Origin of the sequence: Klebsiella sp. RC2 (genome assembly GCF_014192815.1) — a bacterium.
In the GTDB taxonomy this organism is placed as follows: domain Bacteria; phylum Pseudomonadota; class Gammaproteobacteria; order Enterobacterales; family Enterobacteriaceae; genus Klebsiella; species Klebsiella variicola.
Genome location: NZ_JACHYL010000005.1, coordinates 64,512 through 83,353, shown reverse-complemented (window position 1 = coordinate 83,353; position 18,842 = coordinate 64,512). Strand labels below are relative to the sequence as shown.

Genomic DNA, 18,842 nt, shown 5'->3' with positions numbered 1-18,842 from the left:
CCCCCTCCCGTATTAATCGTACGTCAGGTTAAAGATCATATGCGACTCCACCTCGCCGGTGCTGGTCGTCGGGCCATACTGATAAAAGCGCGCGTGCAGCGGTATGGTGATGTAGCGGATCTCCTGATTATTCAAGCGGCCAACGGTGTATTTCTTATTAAACTGCAGCGGCGATCCATCCTTCAGTACCTGAATACCGACGCCTTTTGCCATACCGCTACCGGCCTTTTCATTGAGCAACGCGCCCATAGTCGCCGTCGTGCTGGTAGCCAACGTTCCGGAAAACGAGGTGCTGATGTTGGCATACCCGGTTTCGCTCAGGCCGCCGCTGCACTGCAGATCGATATTAAAATCTTTCCCGCCCGCGGTAGTGCCCACCCCTTTCAGGTCACTGCGCCGGATGGAGCCCACATCGACATTCATATTCTTCCCGCTCATCACCGTACAGGAGGGCGAGACCACGGTGATGGCATTGGCGCTCAGATAGGTTTCGAGGATCGGGTTGCCGCCGCTCTCCCAGTCATAGGAGGTGTATTTCCCTGTTGCCAGGGTGCCGCTGCCGGTGGTTGCCGCGGTTTTGATTATCTCCAGGGTAAAGCGCGATCCCTCCAGCGAATAGTTGGTGGTACCCGATACCCGAGACGAAAAGACGTCGGGATAGACGATATTGACCGTCGCGCCGCCGCGGCTGAAACGCATGCCGATACCCGGCACGTTGGTGGAATAGATTTTATTCCCGAGATCAGTGGCCCCTGGCGCAACAATCTTCGCCGCGAAGCGGTTGGTGCCGGAGGTACAGCGATAGCTCGCGCCGCCGGGGGCGCTCATCGTCCAGTCGCGGGTGAGGATCACCGACCCCACCGGCAGATCCGGAGGCACCACCACCCTGCCCACCACCATGTCCAGCATCACCGTTGGCGAAGAAAGGCGCGTACAGACGGCCCAGGACGAGGTGGTTCCCAGCGCCATTAAGACGATAAAAAGCGTTAGTAATTTCCTCAGCGACATACGCTATCCTTTGTTGTTTGCGGTCCCAGATCCACCGAACACTGCCCGCCGCTCCACTTCACAATCGCGCGTTTGGCATTCGCATCGCTGATAAACATCATGCTGCCCTGGCCGACAACGCCGATCTCCTTACCATCAGGAGAGAAAATACTCGCCGCAAACGGCAGCGGCTCATGGTTCGCCTGGCGCACCTGCAGCGTGAGGTTGTTCTGCACCGTGGTGCCGAACGCCACCTTAACCACGCTGCCTTCCCACGGCACAACCTGCGCCACGGTGCGATCGAAGGCGACATCGTCAAGGCTACCTTTCGGGTCGATCTCGACGGCGTTAATCCGGTACGGGCGCAGATACGGCAAGATGGCGTAACCATTGCTGTCCACACGGGTGCCCGGCGACCCCGGGAGCATGGCGCCGGCAGCGTCTTTGGCTTCAATCAGCGCCATCGTCGAGCCGCTTTCCGGCGAGAGCACCACGCCGCCGCTATGGGCGATCATCGTCCCGCTGGCGCCCAGGCCGCTCTGGCGATAGCCTTCGCCCTGGCTGTAGCTGCCGTTGAGCGTAGTCCATGGCGTACGGTAGCTGCCGTTGAGCGCCACGTCGTGCTGGCCGCCGGTGGCCGTGGTGGTCGACACGCCGTAGTTAAGGTTGTTTTCACTGTCCAGCGAACCGTTGATACCAATCTGCGAGCTGGCAAAGCGCGAGTTGTTGAACGAGGTGTTCGACGTCAGGTTGGCGGTGCGGTTATCGCCAAACCACAGCGGGTAGCTGAAGTTAAGTGAAATACGATCGTCGCGGCGATGACCGGAGCTGTCTGGCGTGTAAACGCGCTGCGCGCTCGCCGACCAGGAGAGACGACCAAATGAGTTGTTGTAGCTGACCTGATACTGCTTCTCGGTCCCGGAGCGGTTCCAGTAGTCGGAGACGCGACCGCTCAGATAAAACCCGCCCCAGCCGTCCGGCAGGTTCTGGTTCACGGTGAAGGTCATGCCGTTTTTCTGCCGCCACAGGGTGTAGTTGCTGCGGCTGTTTTTTTCCTGATCGACGGCATACAGCGCGTCGTTGAGGTTGTAATAACCTTTCGTCGAGTAGCGATACGCCGCCAGCACGATGCTGGTCTGGGTATCGGTAAACATGCGGTTAAAGGTGGCGCGATAGCTCTGCCCCGAATCATCATGGGTATCACTCTTCAGCCGCGAATGGGTCACGTCAAAGGAGAGCGCGCCGATGCCGGTGTTCATCCCGGTCCCCACCAGGAAGGCCTGATAGTCGTCGAAACCCGTGACCCCGGTATAGCCGGTCAGCAGGTTGTTGATACCGTGCTGCCAGGTGGCCTGATAGAGCATCGGCTTGTTACGCAGAGAACTGTCGTCCACTTTACCGGCGGAGAGCGCGTAGCGGGTCATTCCCGGGCGCAACAGTTGGGCGACGGAAGCGTAAGGCACGCTAAACACTTCCACCGAGCCATCCGCCTCTTTCACCGAGACCTCAAGGTCGCTGCCATAGCCGGAAGGATAGACATCCTGCAGGGTAAACGGCCCGGGCGGAACGGTGGTCTGATAGATAATGTTGCTGCCCTGGCGCACGGTGACGAGGGCGTTGCTCTGCGCCACGCCGCGAATTTCCGGGGCATACGAGCGCATGCCATCCGGGAACATATTGTCATCGGTGGAAAGGTTGACCCCACGCAGACCGATGGTGTCGAAAAATTCACCATTGGTAAAAATCTGCCCGCCGCTGACGATGGAGTTGAGCTGCGGAATGGGGCGCTGGAGATAGGTCTGGTTGCTGTTCCAGTGCGCTTTACCCTGCTGCTGTTGCCAGTTCAGGTTGCCGATGTGCTTCAGCAGCCAGCCGTCCCACGACAGGCCGGCGTTGACGCCAAGATAGGCGCTGCTGTTATCCGAGCCGCCGACCGAAGAGGTGTGGCTGTTCCAGGCGTTGGCCATCCAGCCCAAATTGAGCGCAGTAATGCCTTTGTCCCAGAACTCCGGGCTGACATAGTTTTTCAGACGTTGATCTTCATAGATCTGCGGCACCGAAATGTTCAACCGCAGGGAGGACTGGACCAGGTTGTCTTTGACGTTTTCTTCGTTACGCCAGGATTTGAGGCTACCACAGTACCCCTCCTGTTCGCTGAGCTTTGGGTTAAGCTTTTCCGCCGCGATGCCGTACTGCGTCAGCATCGCTTTGGTGTAGCAAACGCCAAGGTTACCGTCTTTGTCGCGCGCGATGCGCAGGTCGTAGCGCCCTTTCCACTCGTCGTTGGTGTAGACGTCAAGGGAGTAAGTGCCTTCGGTAATCGCGCTGGTCGAAAAGCGAGACAGATCGACCTTCTCGCGGCTACCGACAATAAAGCCGTCGTTAAATTGATATACCGTTCCCGGGTTTTCCTGTCCGCTGGAAAATGGCGGAAAGCAGCACAGCGCGATGGCTATCGCGGTGCTTAATCTTCCCGGGCAGAATGACCTCTGCTTCATTAGCTTTTCCCTTATTTAACGGCCACTTTCACTGCGACATCGGCGCCATAGTCATTAATGTTGTTAACGGTCAGGGTTTCGCCGCGGTTGACGGCGGAGGAGAGTGCTACCGTCTGGCTGGACTGCGGCGCCAGCATCACGGTTTTGCTGTTCAGGGCTTTACCGCCGTCGCGGGAAATACGGCTGACGGTAATGTAGAACGGCGTCGGGTTATTGATGGCGAGACTGCTGCCGTTGGCAGTCAGCGTCAGCTTCTCGGCCGCCGCATCGCGGTTGCCCAGTCCGGCAGGGCGGTAAATAAATTTAAAGCGGGAACGGATCGCCAGCTGCAGCACGTTCTGGCCTTCATTTTTCTGATTGGCCACTACCGGTGGAATTTCCAGCAGATTCAGCCACCACAGTGTCTCTTTATCTTTCGCCAGACCGGCGCTGCTGCCGAGCTTAATACGCAGCGTCTGGCCACTTTTGGCGTCAACGCGCGAGATCGGCGGGGTGATAATAAACGGGGTGGTAATGGTATCCGGTGTGGCATCGGCATCGCCATTATCCAGCCAGGCCTGCGCCAGTGCCGGACGGTCGGCGTTATTTGAAAGCTGTACCGTTATTTCTTTTTCATTTCCTGGATAAATAAAGCGGGTACCGTTAACAATAATGTTGTTGGCATGGGCCGCAAAACTAAAAATGAAACAGAAAAAAAGGGCAATACGCTTCATGCTGACCTCAGAATAAAAATACAAGCGGCGGACATCGCCGCTTTATTATTGTTATTAACTGCCCCGGAGCGGGGCAGTTTTATTTTCTGGCGGAATTACTGATAGGTAATTTCGTAAGTCGCGTAGCTGTTGACCACACCGGTAGTTACTGTGGTCGGTGCGCTGGTCGCATAACCAACGTAGTAGGTGAAGCGCGCGCCATCGGCTACAGCAGCAGCATCGCCTTTTGCTTTCGGCTGAGTGCTGTCACCCGGGATGATTTTGTTGGTCAGCGCGGTGGCGTTGTCAGTAGACAGCACCAGCTGGATGTTCTGGGCACCGGAAGCTTCGGTGTTCGCCAGGTAACCCTGCTGTTTGCTGGTTGCGCCAGCCAGCAGGTTACCGCCGGTCCAGTTCACGCCCAGTTTGGTTACGTCATCCTGTTTGGTGCCGTCAGCAGCCTGGCAGTTAGAGACGTCAATGGTGAAAGATTTCGGTTTCAGATAAGTATCCGCTGCTGCCGCTTTAACTTCAGTCAGGGTTACCGGAGACAGGTAAACGTTCGCATCGCTGCCCTGGCCGTTAACAGAAACAGTACAGGATACATCGGTAACTTTACCGAAGAAATTAACCTGGCCGCCGCCAACATTGGTATCAGCTGCATGGGCAGCAGTCATGCCAAAAAACGCGGTTGCCATTGCTGCAGAGAGAAGAACCTTTTTCATTGCCATTTCCTTGTCAGAGTGAATTACGAATCAATGAGCACACTGTGAATTCGCATAGAACCAGAAACATCAGGCGATGCTGATTTATGCCACTGCTAATAGAATCTTCGACTGACCGGGAGCCGCAATATTTAAGGCGTCAGGTAACGAACTTAAAAATATCAGTTCGCTGGTGCTATCGGCGTCAAAGAATGCTATTTATTCGCCGACAAATATACATTTGTTCACGTTTCATTAAGTTATATAACAGATAACCATAAACTATTAATAAACAGTCATTGATAGACGAAAACGATAGGGTGGTTGTTTACAGCGCAGCAAGCCTAACGCCAGTGCGAGAGAAAGTGACCGCAACAGCATGCAGAAAAAGCCCTCGGAAGGCCATCGCGATAAGTCTGAATCTGCCTTTACGGTGGTGAAAACAGCACCAAACCATTCATACAACGAATGATGAAAGCATGAATGAGGCGCATTCCTCTCCCTGAACAAGGGCAGCCCATGTGATATCCCCTTCCAGAAACAAATCATTAATCCATTGTTTTTAAATTAAAAAATCGATAAACGATCATATTTCCGCCATCAAACCGCCATAAAAATGTGATCTAAATCGCACTTTTTGCAACGCGCGTTATAGTTAGCAGACTTATTATAAGTCCATCGAAAGCAAACACGCTTTCCACCATAAAAGTTAAAAGGACAAACACCATGAAAAACGTAAAATTACTCGCCGCTGCCGGTATGCTCTCCCTGGTTTCTTTTGCTAGCTTCGCGCATCCGGTGAGCGTGACAGCAGATACCCTGGACAGCGCAGAAGCGAAAATCGCGACCATTGCGAAAGAACAAGGCGCTTCCTACCACATCACCGAAGCGTACACCGGCAACCAGGTCCATATGACCGCCGAGCTGTCTAAATAAGCGAATGGTTGCAGAGGGAGCTGCCGGACAGGCCGCCTGCGGGTGGCTGGTCTGGCTCCCGCCGCCCACCCCGCACGCAGCAATGTCGAGCCCCGTTATGGGGCTTTTTTCGTTTTTGCTCCCGCCGCCTGGCGCGCCAGCGCGCGCTGGATAGACAGCACGCTCGCCAGCACCACGATCAACCCCACCAGCGCCATCCCCTGGATCTTTTGTCCAAGGAAAATCCATCCCAGCACCACGGCGGTCACCGGGCTCAGCAGACTCATCGCCGACACCGCCACCGGCGAGAGGCGGCCAATCCCCCGGAACCACAGGCCATAGGCCAGCATGGCGCCCGCGACGCACAGCCACAGATAGCCTGCGACCTGCAGCGCTGTCACCTGATGCAGAGGGGGGTCAACGATCAGCGCCACCGGGGCCAGCACCACTCCCCCAATCGCCAGCTGCCAGCCGGTCAACGCGACAATCGGCAAGGAGAGCGCCCAGCGGCGGGAGAGCCAGGTGCCCAGCGCCATACTGATCGCGCCGAGAAACGCCGCGCCGATCCCCAGCGGGTCGAGGACGGTGTGCGGCGACAGCAGCAGCATGGCCATACCGAGTATACCGGCGATGGCGGAGAACACCGCCAGCCAGGGCGAGCGCTGCCGATCAACGCACCAGGCGAGGAGCATCACCAGCAGCGGCTGGATCGCGCCAATCACCGCCGCCAGTCCACCGGGTAAGCGATAGGCAGCGATAAACAGCAGCGCCTGGAAAGCGCCGATATTTAAAATGCCGGTAACGATAAGCTTTGCCCACTCGCCGCGCTGCGGGAAACGACGGCTCCAGATCAGCAGGGCGATGCCTGCCGGCAACACCCTCAGCAGCGCAGCGATAAATGGCCGATCGGGAGGAAGGAACTGGGAGGTGACGATATAGGTCGTCCCCCAGATAGCGGGCGCCAGCGCGGTGAGCAGTAAGTCGATCATCAGACTACGTGAGAGAAAAGCCATGATTTTATCTTCACTTCAAGCTAAATTGGTGACTGAAGTATGTACCGACAAGTATCTTGATATCAAGACAAGTGAGCACTGATGGACAAATCACCCGCGATCGACGCCGTGGATCGCATTCTCGCCCAGTGGCAGCGGGAGCGACCGGATCTGGACTGCAGCCCAATGGGACCGATAGGCCGCCTGAAACGATGCGCCATGCTGCTGGAGCCGCAGGTGGAAGTGGCCTTTACGCGCCACGATCTGGTGCGCTGGGAGTTTGATATGCTGGCGACGCTGCGCCGCGCCGGCCCCCCTTTCACTCTTTCGCCGACCCAGCTCTTCTCCACGCTGATGATCACCTCCGGCACCATGACTCATCGCCTGAAGGCGCTGGAGAAACGCGGATTTATTACCCGCCTGCCGAACCCGGAGGATGCCCGCAGTATGCTGGTCGCCCTGACTCCTGTCGGGCGTGAGCGGATCGATGAGGCGGTGGAAACGCATGTCGATAATGAACGGCAGCTGCTGGCAGGACTCAGTGACAGCGAACGCCTGCAACTGGATCAGGCGCTGCGGGTATTGATGCACCTGCTGGAAAGTCGTTAACAGCCGGCGGCGATAAAGTCGCCGTTGGCGCTGATCGGCACCACGGTGAAAAACAACCCGGCGGCAAAGAGGATCAGCGCCAGCCCGCCGAGGATCTTCACCAGCGGCACCAGCCAGGGCCGCGGACGACTCCCCACCGTCAGCCTGTTGGCCATACGGTGACGGGCATAGTGCACCGTCAGTGACAGACCGAGGATCGAAAGTCCGGTGCCCAGCGCCATGGTCATCACCGCGGCGATGCCCCAGCTGACAATCCCCAGCGCGTTGGCGAACAGCAAGATCATGATTGCCCCGCTGCAGGGGCGGGCGCCGATGGCCAGCACCACGCCAAGGCGTGTTTTCCAATCGGCGCCGTGCAGGTTGTGCCCCACGCCGTGGTGCCCGCAGCCGCACGAGGCATCATGCTGATGCGCCGGCGTCATGGCGCGAATCACTCTCTTGCCCGGCCCCAGGTTCTGCAGCGCGCGAAAGATAATGTAAATTCCAAAGGCGCCGATGGTCAGGGCGCTGATCTTCTCAACGTACCAGCGGCTGGCGCTGAGATCGCCGGCGGCCAGATTCAGTCCTACCGCGAGAATAAAGACAAAGAGGATGGCGCTGACGCCCTGCAACAGGCTGCCGAGAAAGGGCACCACCCGCGCCGCCATCAGGCTCTCCGGGTTGGTGCTCAGGTAAGTCGTGACGATAAACTTGCCGTGACCCGGCCCGATGGCGTGCAGCACGCCGTAGAGAAAGGCGCCCACTAACAGCCAGACGCCGCCGCTGTACTGGTGGTTATTCAGCAGCAGAAGGTACATCACCAGATAGCGATGCAGGGTAATTTGGGTGGCGAGGCACCACTGGAGAAAATCGCCCCAGTGGCTGTGCAACATGATGCCGGCCACCAGCAGAAGGAGCCCGCCGCTCCCGGCCGCCAGCAGGCGCCAGTCGCGCTGCGCAATCGGAGTATTCATCATTATGCCATTGCGTAAAGAGTTTATCTCACCGGGCGGCGAACCGTCTGCCTGCCCTGTCGGCCAGGGGAAGCGGTATGCCCCCTGACAGATAGAGATAACATTAGCCTGGGCTGGCGTCGACAGGCAAAGCGGGGTTAGTTATTGTTGACCACGATGATGACCCGGCTTTTCATCTCCCCGGTACGTATATTCTCGCCATACTTCATTGGCTTGATATTAAGGGTAATTGGGTTTTTGCCGTGCACGGCTTCCTGAGGCGTTTCGTACAGGTAGCCATTGTCATACTGGATATCCGCCCCGCTGGCATCCTGAATATGGAACCCGACCTCACCGGCGCCGGTGGCAGATAATTCCTCATCGTTGGCTAACACCTGGCCGTTTTTCAGTCCAGATGCGCTCCTGAACGAGTACTCAATCTTGCCCGGCGTCAGTTCCAGTACACCGGACTCTCCCTGGCGGCAGTCGATATAGATCACCTCCGGGCGGTACGCGACAGTTCCCTGTTTAATATCGATGAAATTATATTCACCCATGTTGATTTCCGTCGTCGGATTCTCAAAACCACAGGTCATCACGTTGATTTGCAAAATGATATGATAAATATAGGTAATGGGGATATCGGTGCACTCTTTATCCTTATTCTGACAATATCTTAGATTGAGTTTATAACTTACCGTAAAGGGCTGACCGGGGGTGATCACCGGCCTGCCTGCGACCTCTCCCTTACTGATGGCATAGCTAATCGAGGCGGTATCATTAAAAATGTCAGACAATTTATAGTGAATTTTTTCGGTCAAATCGGTGCCGGAAATATTATGCGGCGACAGGTCGAATTTAATTTTATATTTTTCGTGGCCCACCAGGAAATTATACTCGGTGCTGTGCTGCGCTTCTCCTGTCAGGGTAATCACGACGTTCTGTAATGACTGACAAACAAACAGCCAGTCATCATTGGTAAAGGTGCCTTCGCGTAACGCCAGAGTACCGGAGAGGGTGACGGGTTTGAAAATATAGGTACCGTACCCCTCAATCCCTTTCTGGATATGACTGGTGTTCAGGTCGCAGTTCCCCGCCCAGGCGCCAAAGGTACTGAAGGTGAATAGCAGAAACAGTAGCCATCTCATCGTAATATTCCTTTACCGGCAGACATAGGTCTGCTCTTCATCAATGGTTTGTTTAAAGGTGATCGTGCAGTACTGATTATTTGCTTTATCAACAGCCACTTTCAGCGTCGACGGAACAGTATCCGTGCGGATGTATAATAAGCTGCCCTGGCCCACGACCCCGACATTCTGCCCCCGGTTATCCTCGATTTCATAACCAAACGGCAGCGGCTCACCCGCGGCTTGTCGGGCATGAATCAACCACGGCTTACGCTGGTCGGTATCAAAGTGGCTGACCACCACAGCCCCCCGATACGGAGCCACCATTTTCCGGTTGCCTTTCAGTTCCGTCGTACTGTGGGAATCCGACACATCCAGCATCAGGGCGTTTTCACGGAACGGCGTGAGGTTGTCGTAGAGCACGATCCCTTTCCCGTTGGTGGTGCGGTATTTCTGACCATTGACATAAGCCCCCTCCAGCCCCGGCGCCTGCAAAATCGCGAAGGTGTCTGATAACCGATTCGCCAGGTTCACGCCCCCGGACCAGAGCACCAGGCCCCCGGAGAGGCTTCCGCTGGTCTGGGTGTAGTTTGACGACTGGCTGTAACTTCCGCTCAGTGTGGCCAGCGGGGCATTCCAGGTAAGGTTGGCCCCGGCAGCGGTTTCATTATTTTGCTGCTGATGACTGAGATTAACCCCGTAGCTGAACTGATCGCGCGAGCCGGCAATGCCGTTCAGTCCGGTGTTATTGGAGGCAAAGCCACTGTTATCGAAGGTGGTGGAGTTAGACAGATTCAACCGACGGCGCGGCGCGGTCAGGTCGTCCCCCCAACTGAACGGAATGGAGAAATAAAGATTAAATCGCTTATCCTGGTGATGATATTCGTCATAGGTTTGGCTGGCCGATAGCGTATAGGTCAGCCGCTGCCAGGTATTCGAGTAGCCGAGCTGATAATCTTTATTGCTGCCGCTTTTTCCCCAGTAGTCGCGCCACAGGGCGCTCAGGGAAATCGCGCCATAGCCCGCCGGAAGCGCCTGACTCAAACTGGCCGACAGGGAATTTTTCCTGCCGAAATCATATTGATAATAATCGGCAATATCGTAGACATCATTTTCGTCGCGGTGATAGTGGGTTCTGTTCTTCGCCCACACGTGATCGTTAAAGGTGCGGTAATCGCGGCTGGAATAGCGGTAGGCCGCGAGGCCAAAACGGGTCTGGGTTGGGGTGAGGAATTTACTGTAAGCCACCTGATAGCTTTGTCCATCATAGGTGCCGTTATCCTGCTCGCTGTGCGACTGGGTGGCATCGACGGAAATAGCGCCGAGCCAGGTATTCCAGCCCGTCCCGAGGGTAAAAGCCGAATAGTGATTCGACAGCATCGAACCACCATACAGCGTCAGCAAATTGTTCAGACCATACTGATAGGTCCCCTGGATAAAATCAGCCTGCCGATCGGCCCCCTCAATATGGCTGCGTCCGGCAGCAAGATCGTATTTCGAGACGCCTGCCTGCAGCATATTGGGAACGGAAGAAAAGGGAACCAGATAGCTGGTGACCGTCCCGTCTGCTTCTCTGATGCTCACGTCAAGATCGGCCCCGCCGCCGGCCATCTGTAAATCAGCGATGGCAAAGGGACCGGGCGGCACCTCTTTCTGATAAATGACAAAGCCATTTTGCTCAATGGTGACCAGGGCATTGCTTTGCGCAATCCCCTGGACGATCGGCGTAAAGTTGCGTCTGGAGTTGGGCAACATCTGCATATCGCGATATAAGCGCACCCCGCGAAAGCGCACAGTGTCGAATATATCGCCTGATGTGTACATATCGCCAGCGCGCAGCGTACTCTCTATCTCGCCGAAGCCTCGCTCCAGATAAAGGGTGTTACTTTTCCACTCACCGGAGCCAGAATCATTATTGTTATAGCTGGCGTCAGAGTGCAGTTGCCATCCCAGGAGATTTAAACCGCTGGTAAAACGGGCAAAGGTACTCTTGTTATTCCCGGCGCTTTTATAATCGCTGTAATACTGACTGGCATAATAGGACGTATAGAAGGCGTTGACCCCGCGGTCCCAGCTTTCCGGGGAAGCATAGCCCGCCTCCAGTTCATTAACAAACGCCTGCGGGACAGTGAGCTCGAGGGTCAGGGTGGAGATATCAAAATGATATTTCCCCCCCTGCACAGCCTCGCGTAGCGTGATGCATTGCGCCAGATCCTTTTTGTCCAGCCTCTCGGCTTTAATACCGAGCTGCTGCAGCTGGGAGTGTGACAAGCAGCTTTCCCCTGGCTGCTCCTTCACTGTCAGGTCATATTTCCCACGCCACTTGTTATTGACATACACATCCAGGTTATATTCACCCGCAATCGGTGCGTCATCTGTAAACTGATAGTGACTGTCTTTGACCCCTTTCATCCCGCCGAACATAAAGTTGGTATCAAAGGTCTCTTCTGCCGCCAGGGCTTCAGCAAATAATGATGCAATAATTGCCAGGGCCAGTGATGTCATCCTTAACATAACCACCTCTTTTTATTTTACGCTGATGCTATCACTAATATAATTTCCATAATCATCAATAAGAGTTATTTTGTACTGTCTGGCAACGCTGCCGCTGAGGGTGATCATTTGCTGTGAAAATGGCGCCAGCATAATGGCCTTACTGTTTCCTTTCACATTATTCACTTTAATTTCAGGGATCGTAATCCAGTTTGCGCTGTTATTTTTAAGCAGTACATTTTTACCTTTTTGCTGCAGGTCTAAATGATGAAAGCTGGCCTGCGTAACGCCAGCGACACCTTCCGGGCGATAAAACAACTTAATTCGATTTTGGATCGCAAATTTCACCACATTTTTACCATCATTCACGCTGGCATTGGGTGGGATATCGAGGACATTCAAATAAAATAAACTTTCCTGATTTTGCGGTAACGTATTGGATAATGCTTTTATTTTAAGCTGCTGACCGGTATTGGCTCTGACGCGCACCACCGGCGGTGAAATAAGAAAAGGCACGCGGATATTTTCCGGGGCAATGGAAGTATTACCGTCGTCGATCCACGCCTGTACCAGGGCGCCGCGATCGCCGCGATTCATTAACTGCACCATCACCTCATTTTTACCGGCCGGATAAATAACGCGCGTCCCATAGATCACAATACCCGCCTGTGCGGGGATAATGAAAAAGGTCAGTAGCAGCAGAATGAATCCTTTCATCTCTTTCACTCCATGTAAACAGAGACCCGGCGAACGCCCTGCGTCTCGCCGGGTGACAGCATCACTCGGTTACCACGGTCAGCGTAAGGGTTGACTCAACATCGCCCTGGGTGACTGCGTTACCTGCGGCCACCACCGCATACTGTGCTGAAAAATCAATGGTATATACACCGTTTTCATCAGGATCCCCATTAAGAGGAATCAGCGAGTTGGCGTTTAGTTCGGCGTCATTCGCTGTCACCACAAAGCCGACGCCGGATGCGCCACCCGCTACGGTATTTTTCGTAATGTTCGGGTAAGTGGTATCAAACTGGTTACGTGCCAGGCTGATTTTCGGCGCAGCACCGGTACATTTTAATTTTAATGGCACCGTGGTGCTGTTTTTAATGCCGGTATAGGTGGCGCCGGCACCCAGACTTGCAAGACTTTCCTGCCCGACCTGGTTCATCGTAATAGTGGTAGAGTTGTTGCCATCAAGAAACTGACACGTGGTTCCCACAACGCGTCCGGTGATAATAACTTCACCCTGGTCAGTATCCGCAAAAGCACCGGCACTCATAAATACGGTGGACAGGACTGCTGCAGCAACAGTTAAACGCTTCATAATATAGTTCCTTTTATTTGTTTATCCATTTGGCTTATGAGATGAGAAAAAACTCATGCGGTAAATATTGCACGCGACTTAATCATTCACAACAGACGTATTTAATTCACTTGACTAATATCAAGCCAAATAATTCATTATATCTACGACTCATCCAAAAGTTATGTTGCTTATATCGCATTAAAACACAATAAAAACATAGACATCAGAAACGACGAATTCATTTAATAAAAAACAACGTTATCGCTGGCAGCGACGCATTTTGTGCTATCCTCACTTAAGCTATATGATAATTTTATAATTACCTGCTAATTATTTATTGTGTTTATAAAAACAGAAGGCCATCTCCATGAAAAGAGGCTTACTTGCCCTGGTCTGCGTCGCGCTGCTGGCGCCATCGTTTTCGGCGCAGGCGACCTGGCGTGGCGACAAACGCCAGGACGCCCGCGATATCCGACAGGATAGCCGCGAGCAAGGTCGTGATACCAAGCAGGAATGCGTCCGCAATAACAATCAAAGCAACGCCAGCTGCCGTCACGATAAACGGGAAAACCGCCGCGAAGGTCGCCAGGAAGCACGTGACGAAAAATGGTGAAACTAAGGCTTCGGCGTCTCCAGGACGTCATTCCTCCCACCGCCGGAGCCTTTAACGCCCCCTCATACTTCAGTTGTCTGGCTGACATTTGTGGCATGCGCCTTATTCTTAGCATAGCGCAGAATATTCCCGTTCTACCCTCAGACCCTATCCCGGTCCTCATCATGTCCCCCTTTTTTCCAGCCCACTAATATCGCCGCCACTAGCGCTTACCGTGCCTGATACCACTCCACTTCGACCACATGCTTTAGATTAAACTGAATTACTGAAATACAGCGTAAAGTGCCCTCATACAGACAATGGCTATTATCCCCAGGCTTTTTGCAGTATGGTTTAATCACTGTTGTAGTTTTGCAGTGAATGCTATCCAGACGATGCAGAGTTGTATTCTGTCTGAGAAATTTCTCATGCTATTCCCGAAGGTTGTTGGCGCGGGAGGTTGGTTTGCTGGCGCAATGATGTCCAGCAGGCAGGCAATAAATCATGACGGCATTGATGGCCGCCTTGCCGCGGCCGGAAGCCCGCGCCTTCATCATCATGCGGGCATCATCAAGAGGATCAGGGATGTACAGGACGTGGAAACCACCAGGAAAGCGACGCCACTTCAACCCGCTAACCCTTTCTTTACCCTTCAGCTTGCGGCGCCTTATCGGTGGCGATGGAGATAGCCTATGATACCGCACGCTCACTCAGCGATAGCATTCAGATTTTGCCTTCACCAGGTGAAACGCTTTCGTATGAGATTAAAACGTTATCAGCACGCCGTTTCAAAATAAAAAGGCAGTCGAATTTAACAATGACCTGACGCAGGCCTGGAAAGAGAAAAATATGCCTGCAATAAAAGGGAAAACCATGACGAATAACGCCGATATAAAAAAAAGGAACTTCCTGACTCAGAATGAGATCGAGTCTTTACTTAAAGCCGCCGATACCGGTCTCTATGCCGCACGGAATTATTGCCTGACATTACTGTGCTTCATTCACGGTCTGCGAGCCAGCGAGATCTGCCGTCTACGAATATCGGATATCGACCTTGCTGCCCGCTGCGTTTACATCCATCGACTCAAAAAGGGATTTTCGACTACCCACCCGTTGCTGGAGAAAGAGATCCACGCCCTAAAGCGATGGCTGGCCATTCGCAGCAGCTGGCCGCAGGCAGCCAGCGAATGGCTGTTTCTCTCCCGCAAAGGTAATCCCCTTTCTCGCCAGCAGTTTTATCAGATTATCGCCTCATCAGGGGATCTGGCGGGATTACCGCTGGAGATCCACCCACACATGCTGCGTCACTCCTGTGGCTTTGCGCTGGCCAATATGGGGATCGATACCCGTTTGATCCAGGATTACCTTGGGCATCGCAATATCCGCCATACCGTCTGGTATACCGCCAGCAACGCGGGACGTTTCTATGGCATCTGGGACAATACGCGCGACAAACAGCGATCGTCTTTGATCCAATAACCTTGACGCCAAGGATGGCGTTGTCTCGCAACCTGCTCGCAAATTATAACATTTATTATCATTAACCCTGCGTTAATTATGATTACTGTTCCCGCAAGTTCTTATTTATTCCTGCCAGCTCCGCGTCAATTTAACCCTGCGTTCATTCTGGATTTGACCGAATTATTTATTGCTCGAGCAAAATTTCCGCACCGTTTTTTTAATGACAACGTGCGCCAAAAAAAAATCCTTTTATTTTATGCACCTGGCGATAACATCTGGAGAGGCTATTGAGACAACGATTAAAATCTTTAAAATTAAGAATTATCGCCCGGCGATATTTTTAGTATCAGTCAATGTAATGTGCTATCTATTCGTGGTTAATCAACTTCACCCTACAACGTTTTAGCATTACGCATTCTTTTCGTCATGGCGTAAGGTTTCGCCATGACGGTCATTCATCCTTTTTTCAGGAGCTAATATTGTGAACCGACGTCGTTTTCTTACCGCCAAAGAAGTTCAGGCAATGATGCAGGCCGCTCGCCAGGGCCCAACCGGTGAACGGGATTACTGCCTCATCCTGCTTGCCTTTCGCCACGGCATGCGCATCAGCGAACTGCTGGATCTGCACTATCACGATCTGGATCTGCATGAAGGACGGGTCAATGTGCGGCGGCTTAAGAACGGTTTTTCGACTATTCATCCGCTGCGCTTTGATGAGCGCGAGGCAATCGAACGCTGGAGTCAGGTCCGCGCCGGCTGGAAAGCGGCGGCAAAAACCGACGCGCTGTTTATCTCTCGTCGCGGTACGCCGCTCTCACGCCAGCAGGCATATCGTATTATTCGATCCGCCGGTGAAAATGCGGGCACCGTGACGCACACGCACCCTCATATGCTGCGTCACGCCTGCGGCTATGAACTGGCGGAAAGAGGTACAGATACCCGTTTGATACAGGATTATCTGGGACATCGTAATATTCGTCACACGGTACGCTACACTGCCAGCAATGCGGCGCGTTTTGCCGGGATTTGGGAAAGAAATAATCTTTTAGAGGAAAAAGGCCTGTCAAAGGAAAATGATTTAAGCGATTGATTTAATACAATAAAATCAATTGCTAACAGGTCAATTGGGGCCAAACTGTTTATATCATAAAAATGTTTTGTAATGTTTTGCAACTCACCGCGCTATATTTCTGCAGAAAAAATCATAGTTTATTGATTATTATATATTTTTAATCACGCAATCACTCACTTTTCTCCCACCATACTCCCGTTGCACCGGCGATCCTTCGCCAGCGCCATCGCTATTCCTTTTGCACTCCCGCCCACTACTCCAGATTATATACCCACAAAAAGCCAAATAAACAGAATTTAAAACCACAAATAAGCCAGTAAAAAACCAAAAACAGATCATTTACCCCGACGAGTCAAAATGGCCCCAATTGTCTCATCAGTTGGGTAAAAACTGTGCAGAGCCGGCAGCCTGACTACTCGGCTGAAATCTGACATGCCTGGAAGGCACATCGGCTGCCAATCCGGTTCGTTATTTCGACATCGTTCAAAGGAAAACAGTATGAAAATCAAAACACTGGCAATGGTTGTTGTGTCAGCCCTGTCTCTGAGCTCCGCGGCGGCGCTGGCCGATACCACCACGGTCAACGGCGGGACAGTGCATTTTAAAGGGGAAGTCGTCAATGCGGCCTGTGCGGTAGATGCCGGCTCTATCGATCAAACCGTCCAGTTAGGACAGGTGCGTTCCGCGAAACTTGCCACCGCAGGTAGCACCAGCTCCTCCGTCGGTTTCAACATTCAGCTGGATGACTGCGACACCACAGTGGCGACCAAAGCTTCTGTCGCTTTCTCCGGTACCGCTATCGACAGCAGCAACACCACCGTTCTGGCACTGCAAAACTCTGCCGCCGGCGGCGCAACCAACGTTGGCGTGCAGATCCTCGACAGCACCGGCACGCCGCTGGCGCTGGACGGGGCCACCTTCAGTGCCGCGACCACGCTGAATGACGGCACCAACATCATCCCGTTCCAGGCGCGTTACTACGCGACCGGCGCAGCGACCGCCGGTACGGCGAACGCGGATGCCACGTTCAAAGTGCAATACGAGTAAGGCCCGATCCACGCAGGGAGGCAATCAGGGCCAGGAGGGCCCGCTCTCTATTTCCAACTGGAGTGAAACGATGCAGGGAATGAAATCAGGTCTGCTGCTGCTACTACCCCCGCTGGCCCTGGCCGGTAATCAGTGGAACGTCACGCTGCCTGGGGGCAGCATGCGTTTTCAGGGCCTGATTATGGCGAGTTCCTGTCGCGTCGAAGCGGGCGATCGGCAGATGACGGTCAATCTGGGGCAGATCAGCAGTAACCGATTTCATGATGTCGGGGAAGACAGTAACCCGATCCCTTTCGCGATTCATTTACAGGATTGCAGTACCGCAGTCAGCCAGCATGTGGGGGTGGCATTTCACGGCGTGGCTGATGGTAAAAATCCCGATGTGCTCTCGGTGGGCGAAGGCCCGGGGATCGCCAGCGGGATTGGCATTGCGCTGTTCGACAGTCAGGGCCAGCAGCTGCCGCTCAATCGTCCGCCCGACCGCTGGGTGCCGCTCTACCGCGGACCGACGACGCTCAATTTTGTCGCCAAATATCGGGCGACCGGACGCCAGGTCACCGGCGGCGCGGCCAACGCCCAGGCCTGGTTCTCATTGACCTATCAGTAATTAATCCGCAGACAAACAGGACAACACGGTGAGCAGACAAGGAGATAACGTGAGAAAAATGGCAACGACGACACGCGGCATACTGGCGGGATGTTTACTTTTCGTCGCCGGTGCGTTGAGCGCCAGCGCGCAGGCGGGCGTCGCGCTGGGCGCGACCCGGGTTATCTACCCGGCGGGACAGAAGCAGGTCCAGCTCGCGGTGACCAATAATGACGACAACAGCACCTGGCTTATTCAGTCATGGGTGGAAAATGCCGATGGTCAGCGAGACGGTCGGTTTGTCATCACTCCCCCGCTGTTTGCCATGCAGGGCAAAAAAGAGAACACCCTGCGCATTATCGACGCCACCAATAACCAGCTGCCGCAGGATCGGGAAAGCCTGTTCTGGATGAACGTGAAGGCGATCCCCTCGATGGATAAATCCAAGCTCAGCGACAATACCCTGCAGCTGGCGATTATCAGCCGCATCAAGCTCTACTACCGTCCGGGAAAACTGGCCCTGCCCCCGGATCAGGCGGCGGAAAAGCTGACCTTTAGCCGCAGCGGATCCTCGCTGACGCTGACGAACCCCACCCCTTATTACCTGACGGTGACCGAACTGAACGCCGGGACGCGCATTCTGGAAAACGCCCTCGTGCCGCCGATGGGCAAAACCAGCGTCAAGCTGCCCGCGGATGCCGGGAGCACCATCACCTATCGCACGATTAACGATTACGGCGCGCTGACGCCGAAAATGAATGGCGTACTGCGTTAACCCAGAGTACCCCGCCGCGCGGGCCACGCTGCGCATGACCAGAAGCACTGACAGCCG

Annotated in this window: 19 protein-coding genes; 8 read left to right on the top strand and 11 right to left on the bottom strand. The window is 54.1% G+C overall.

Going from position 1 to position 18,842, the window contains the following annotated elements:
• Nucleotides 1-12: 12 nt before the first annotated feature.
• The 4 genes from mrkD to mrkA form a co-directional block, all read right to left on the bottom strand.
• Complete coding sequence (mrkD, locus tag FHW76_RS16445; protein ID WP_012540632.1) at nt 13-1,008, bottom strand: type 3 fimbria adhesin subunit MrkD; 996 nt, start codon at nt 1,006-1,008, stop codon at nt 13-15.
• Complete coding sequence (gene mrkC / locus FHW76_RS16440; RefSeq protein WP_008806367.1) at nt 999-3,485, bottom strand: type 3 fimbria usher protein MrkC; 2,487 nt, start codon at nt 3,483-3,485, stop codon at nt 999-1,001. The genes mrkD and mrkC overlap by 10 nt, the downstream gene beginning before the upstream one ends.
• A gap of 11 nt (nt 3,486-3,496) precedes the next feature.
• Nucleotides 3,497-4,198: a type 3 fimbria chaperone MrkB gene (gene mrkB, locus FHW76_RS16435; protein ID WP_012967265.1), complete on the bottom strand. Its 702-nt coding sequence runs from the start codon at nt 4,196-4,198 to the stop codon at nt 3,497-3,499.
• Between the two features lie 95 nt (nt 4,199-4,293).
• Nucleotides 4,294-4,902 (bottom strand): type 3 fimbria major subunit MrkA, encoded by a 609-nt coding sequence (gene mrkA / locus FHW76_RS16430; protein ID WP_008806369.1) that lies wholly within the window; start codon nt 4,900-4,902, stop codon nt 4,294-4,296.
• A 705-nt stretch (nt 4,903-5,607) separates the two neighbouring features.
• Between mrkA and FHW76_RS16425 the strand changes: the two genes are divergently transcribed.
• The gene (locus tag FHW76_RS16425; protein ID WP_002916131.1) at nt 5,608-5,817 is read left to right on the top strand and encodes a DUF1471 domain-containing protein; all 210 of its coding nucleotides are present in this window, start codon (nt 5,608-5,610) and stop codon (nt 5,815-5,817) included.
• Nucleotides 5,818-5,912: 95 nt separating this feature from the next.
• Here the strand turns inward: FHW76_RS16425 and FHW76_RS16420 are convergent, their stop codons facing one another.
• Nucleotides 5,913-6,809: an EamA family transporter gene (locus FHW76_RS16420; protein ID WP_012540631.1), complete on the bottom strand. Its 897-nt coding sequence runs from the start codon at nt 6,807-6,809 to the stop codon at nt 5,913-5,915.
• An 81-nt stretch (nt 6,810-6,890) separates the two neighbouring features.
• Here FHW76_RS16420 and FHW76_RS16415 point away from each other — a divergent pair, with 81 nt between their 5' ends.
• Nucleotides 6,891-7,397 carry a MarR family winged helix-turn-helix transcriptional regulator gene (locus FHW76_RS16415; protein WP_012540630.1) on the top strand — a complete coding sequence of 169 codons (507 nt, stop codon included), beginning with the start codon at nt 6,891-6,893 and terminating at the stop codon, nt 7,395-7,397.
• Here FHW76_RS16415 and FHW76_RS16410 read toward each other — a convergent pair.
• The 5 genes from FHW76_RS16410 to yehD all read right to left on the bottom strand — a co-directional run bounded on the left by FHW76_RS16410 (nt 7,394) and on the right by yehD (nt 13,270).
• Entirely contained in the window at nt 7,394-8,350 is a 957-nt protein-coding gene (locus tag FHW76_RS16410; protein ID WP_032731217.1) for a nickel/cobalt transporter, read from the bottom strand. The genes FHW76_RS16415 and FHW76_RS16410 overlap by 4 nt on opposite strands.
• Nucleotides 8,351-8,487: 137 nt before the next feature.
• Nucleotides 8,488-9,477 carry a fimbrial protein gene (locus tag FHW76_RS16405; RefSeq protein WP_012967263.1) on the bottom strand — a complete coding sequence of 330 codons (990 nt, stop codon included), beginning with the start codon at nt 9,475-9,477 and terminating at the stop codon, nt 8,488-8,490.
• 12 nt (nt 9,478-9,489) lie between these two features.
• Nucleotides 9,490-11,970: a fimbrial biogenesis outer membrane usher protein gene (locus FHW76_RS16400; protein WP_183476836.1), complete on the bottom strand. Its 2,481-nt coding sequence runs from the start codon at nt 11,968-11,970 to the stop codon at nt 9,490-9,492.
• 12 nt (nt 11,971-11,982) lie between these two features.
• Complete coding sequence (locus FHW76_RS16395) at nt 11,983-12,666, bottom strand: fimbria/pilus periplasmic chaperone (protein WP_012540626.1); 684 nt, start codon at nt 12,664-12,666, stop codon at nt 11,983-11,985.
• A 61-nt stretch (nt 12,667-12,727) separates the two neighbouring features.
• Nucleotides 12,728-13,270 (bottom strand): fimbrial protein YehD, encoded by a 543-nt coding sequence (gene yehD / locus FHW76_RS16390; protein ID WP_008806376.1) that lies wholly within the window; start codon nt 13,268-13,270, stop codon nt 12,728-12,730.
• A gap of 349 nt (nt 13,271-13,619) precedes the next feature.
• Here yehD and FHW76_RS16385 point away from each other — a divergent pair, with 349 nt between their 5' ends.
• Entirely contained in the window at nt 13,620-13,865 is a 246-nt protein-coding gene (locus FHW76_RS16385; RefSeq protein WP_008806377.1) for a hypothetical protein, read from the top strand.
• A 410-nt stretch (nt 13,866-14,275) separates the two neighbouring features.
• On the opposite strand, the gene FHW76_RS16380 is transcribed toward FHW76_RS16385, so the two are convergent.
• Nucleotides 14,276-14,473, bottom strand: coding sequence for a hypothetical protein (locus FHW76_RS16380; RefSeq protein WP_153242724.1), 198 nt, complete (start codon nt 14,471-14,473; stop codon nt 14,276-14,278).
• A 244-nt stretch (nt 14,474-14,717) separates the two neighbouring features.
• Between FHW76_RS16380 and fimB the strand changes: the two genes are divergently transcribed.
• The 5 genes from fimB to FHW76_RS16355 all read left to right on the top strand — a co-directional run bounded on the left by fimB (nt 14,718) and on the right by FHW76_RS16355 (nt 18,785).
• Complete coding sequence (gene fimB, locus FHW76_RS16375; RefSeq protein ID WP_012967261.1) at nt 14,718-15,323, top strand: type 1 fimbria switch DNA invertase FimB; 606 nt, start codon at nt 14,718-14,720, stop codon at nt 15,321-15,323.
• 463 nt (nt 15,324-15,786) lie between these two features.
• Nucleotides 15,787-16,395: a type 1 fimbria switch DNA invertase FimE gene (gene fimE, locus FHW76_RS16370; RefSeq protein ID WP_012540621.1), complete on the top strand. Its 609-nt coding sequence runs from the start codon at nt 15,787-15,789 to the stop codon at nt 16,393-16,395.
• A 480-nt stretch (nt 16,396-16,875) separates the two neighbouring features.
• A complete protein-coding gene (fimA, locus tag FHW76_RS16365; protein WP_008806380.1) occupies nt 16,876-17,424 on the top strand; it encodes a type 1 fimbrial major subunit FimA in 549 nt (182 codons plus the stop codon).
• A 70-nt stretch (nt 17,425-17,494) separates the two neighbouring features.
• Nucleotides 17,495-18,031: a fimbrial protein gene (locus FHW76_RS16360; protein ID WP_012967260.1), complete on the top strand. Its 537-nt coding sequence runs from the start codon at nt 17,495-17,497 to the stop codon at nt 18,029-18,031.
• 49 nt (nt 18,032-18,080) lie between these two features.
• On the top strand, nt 18,081-18,785 hold the full coding sequence (locus FHW76_RS16355) for a fimbria/pilus periplasmic chaperone (RefSeq protein WP_012540619.1): 705 nt from the start codon (nt 18,081-18,083) through the stop codon (nt 18,783-18,785).
• Nucleotides 18,786-18,842: the final 57 nt, after the last annotated feature.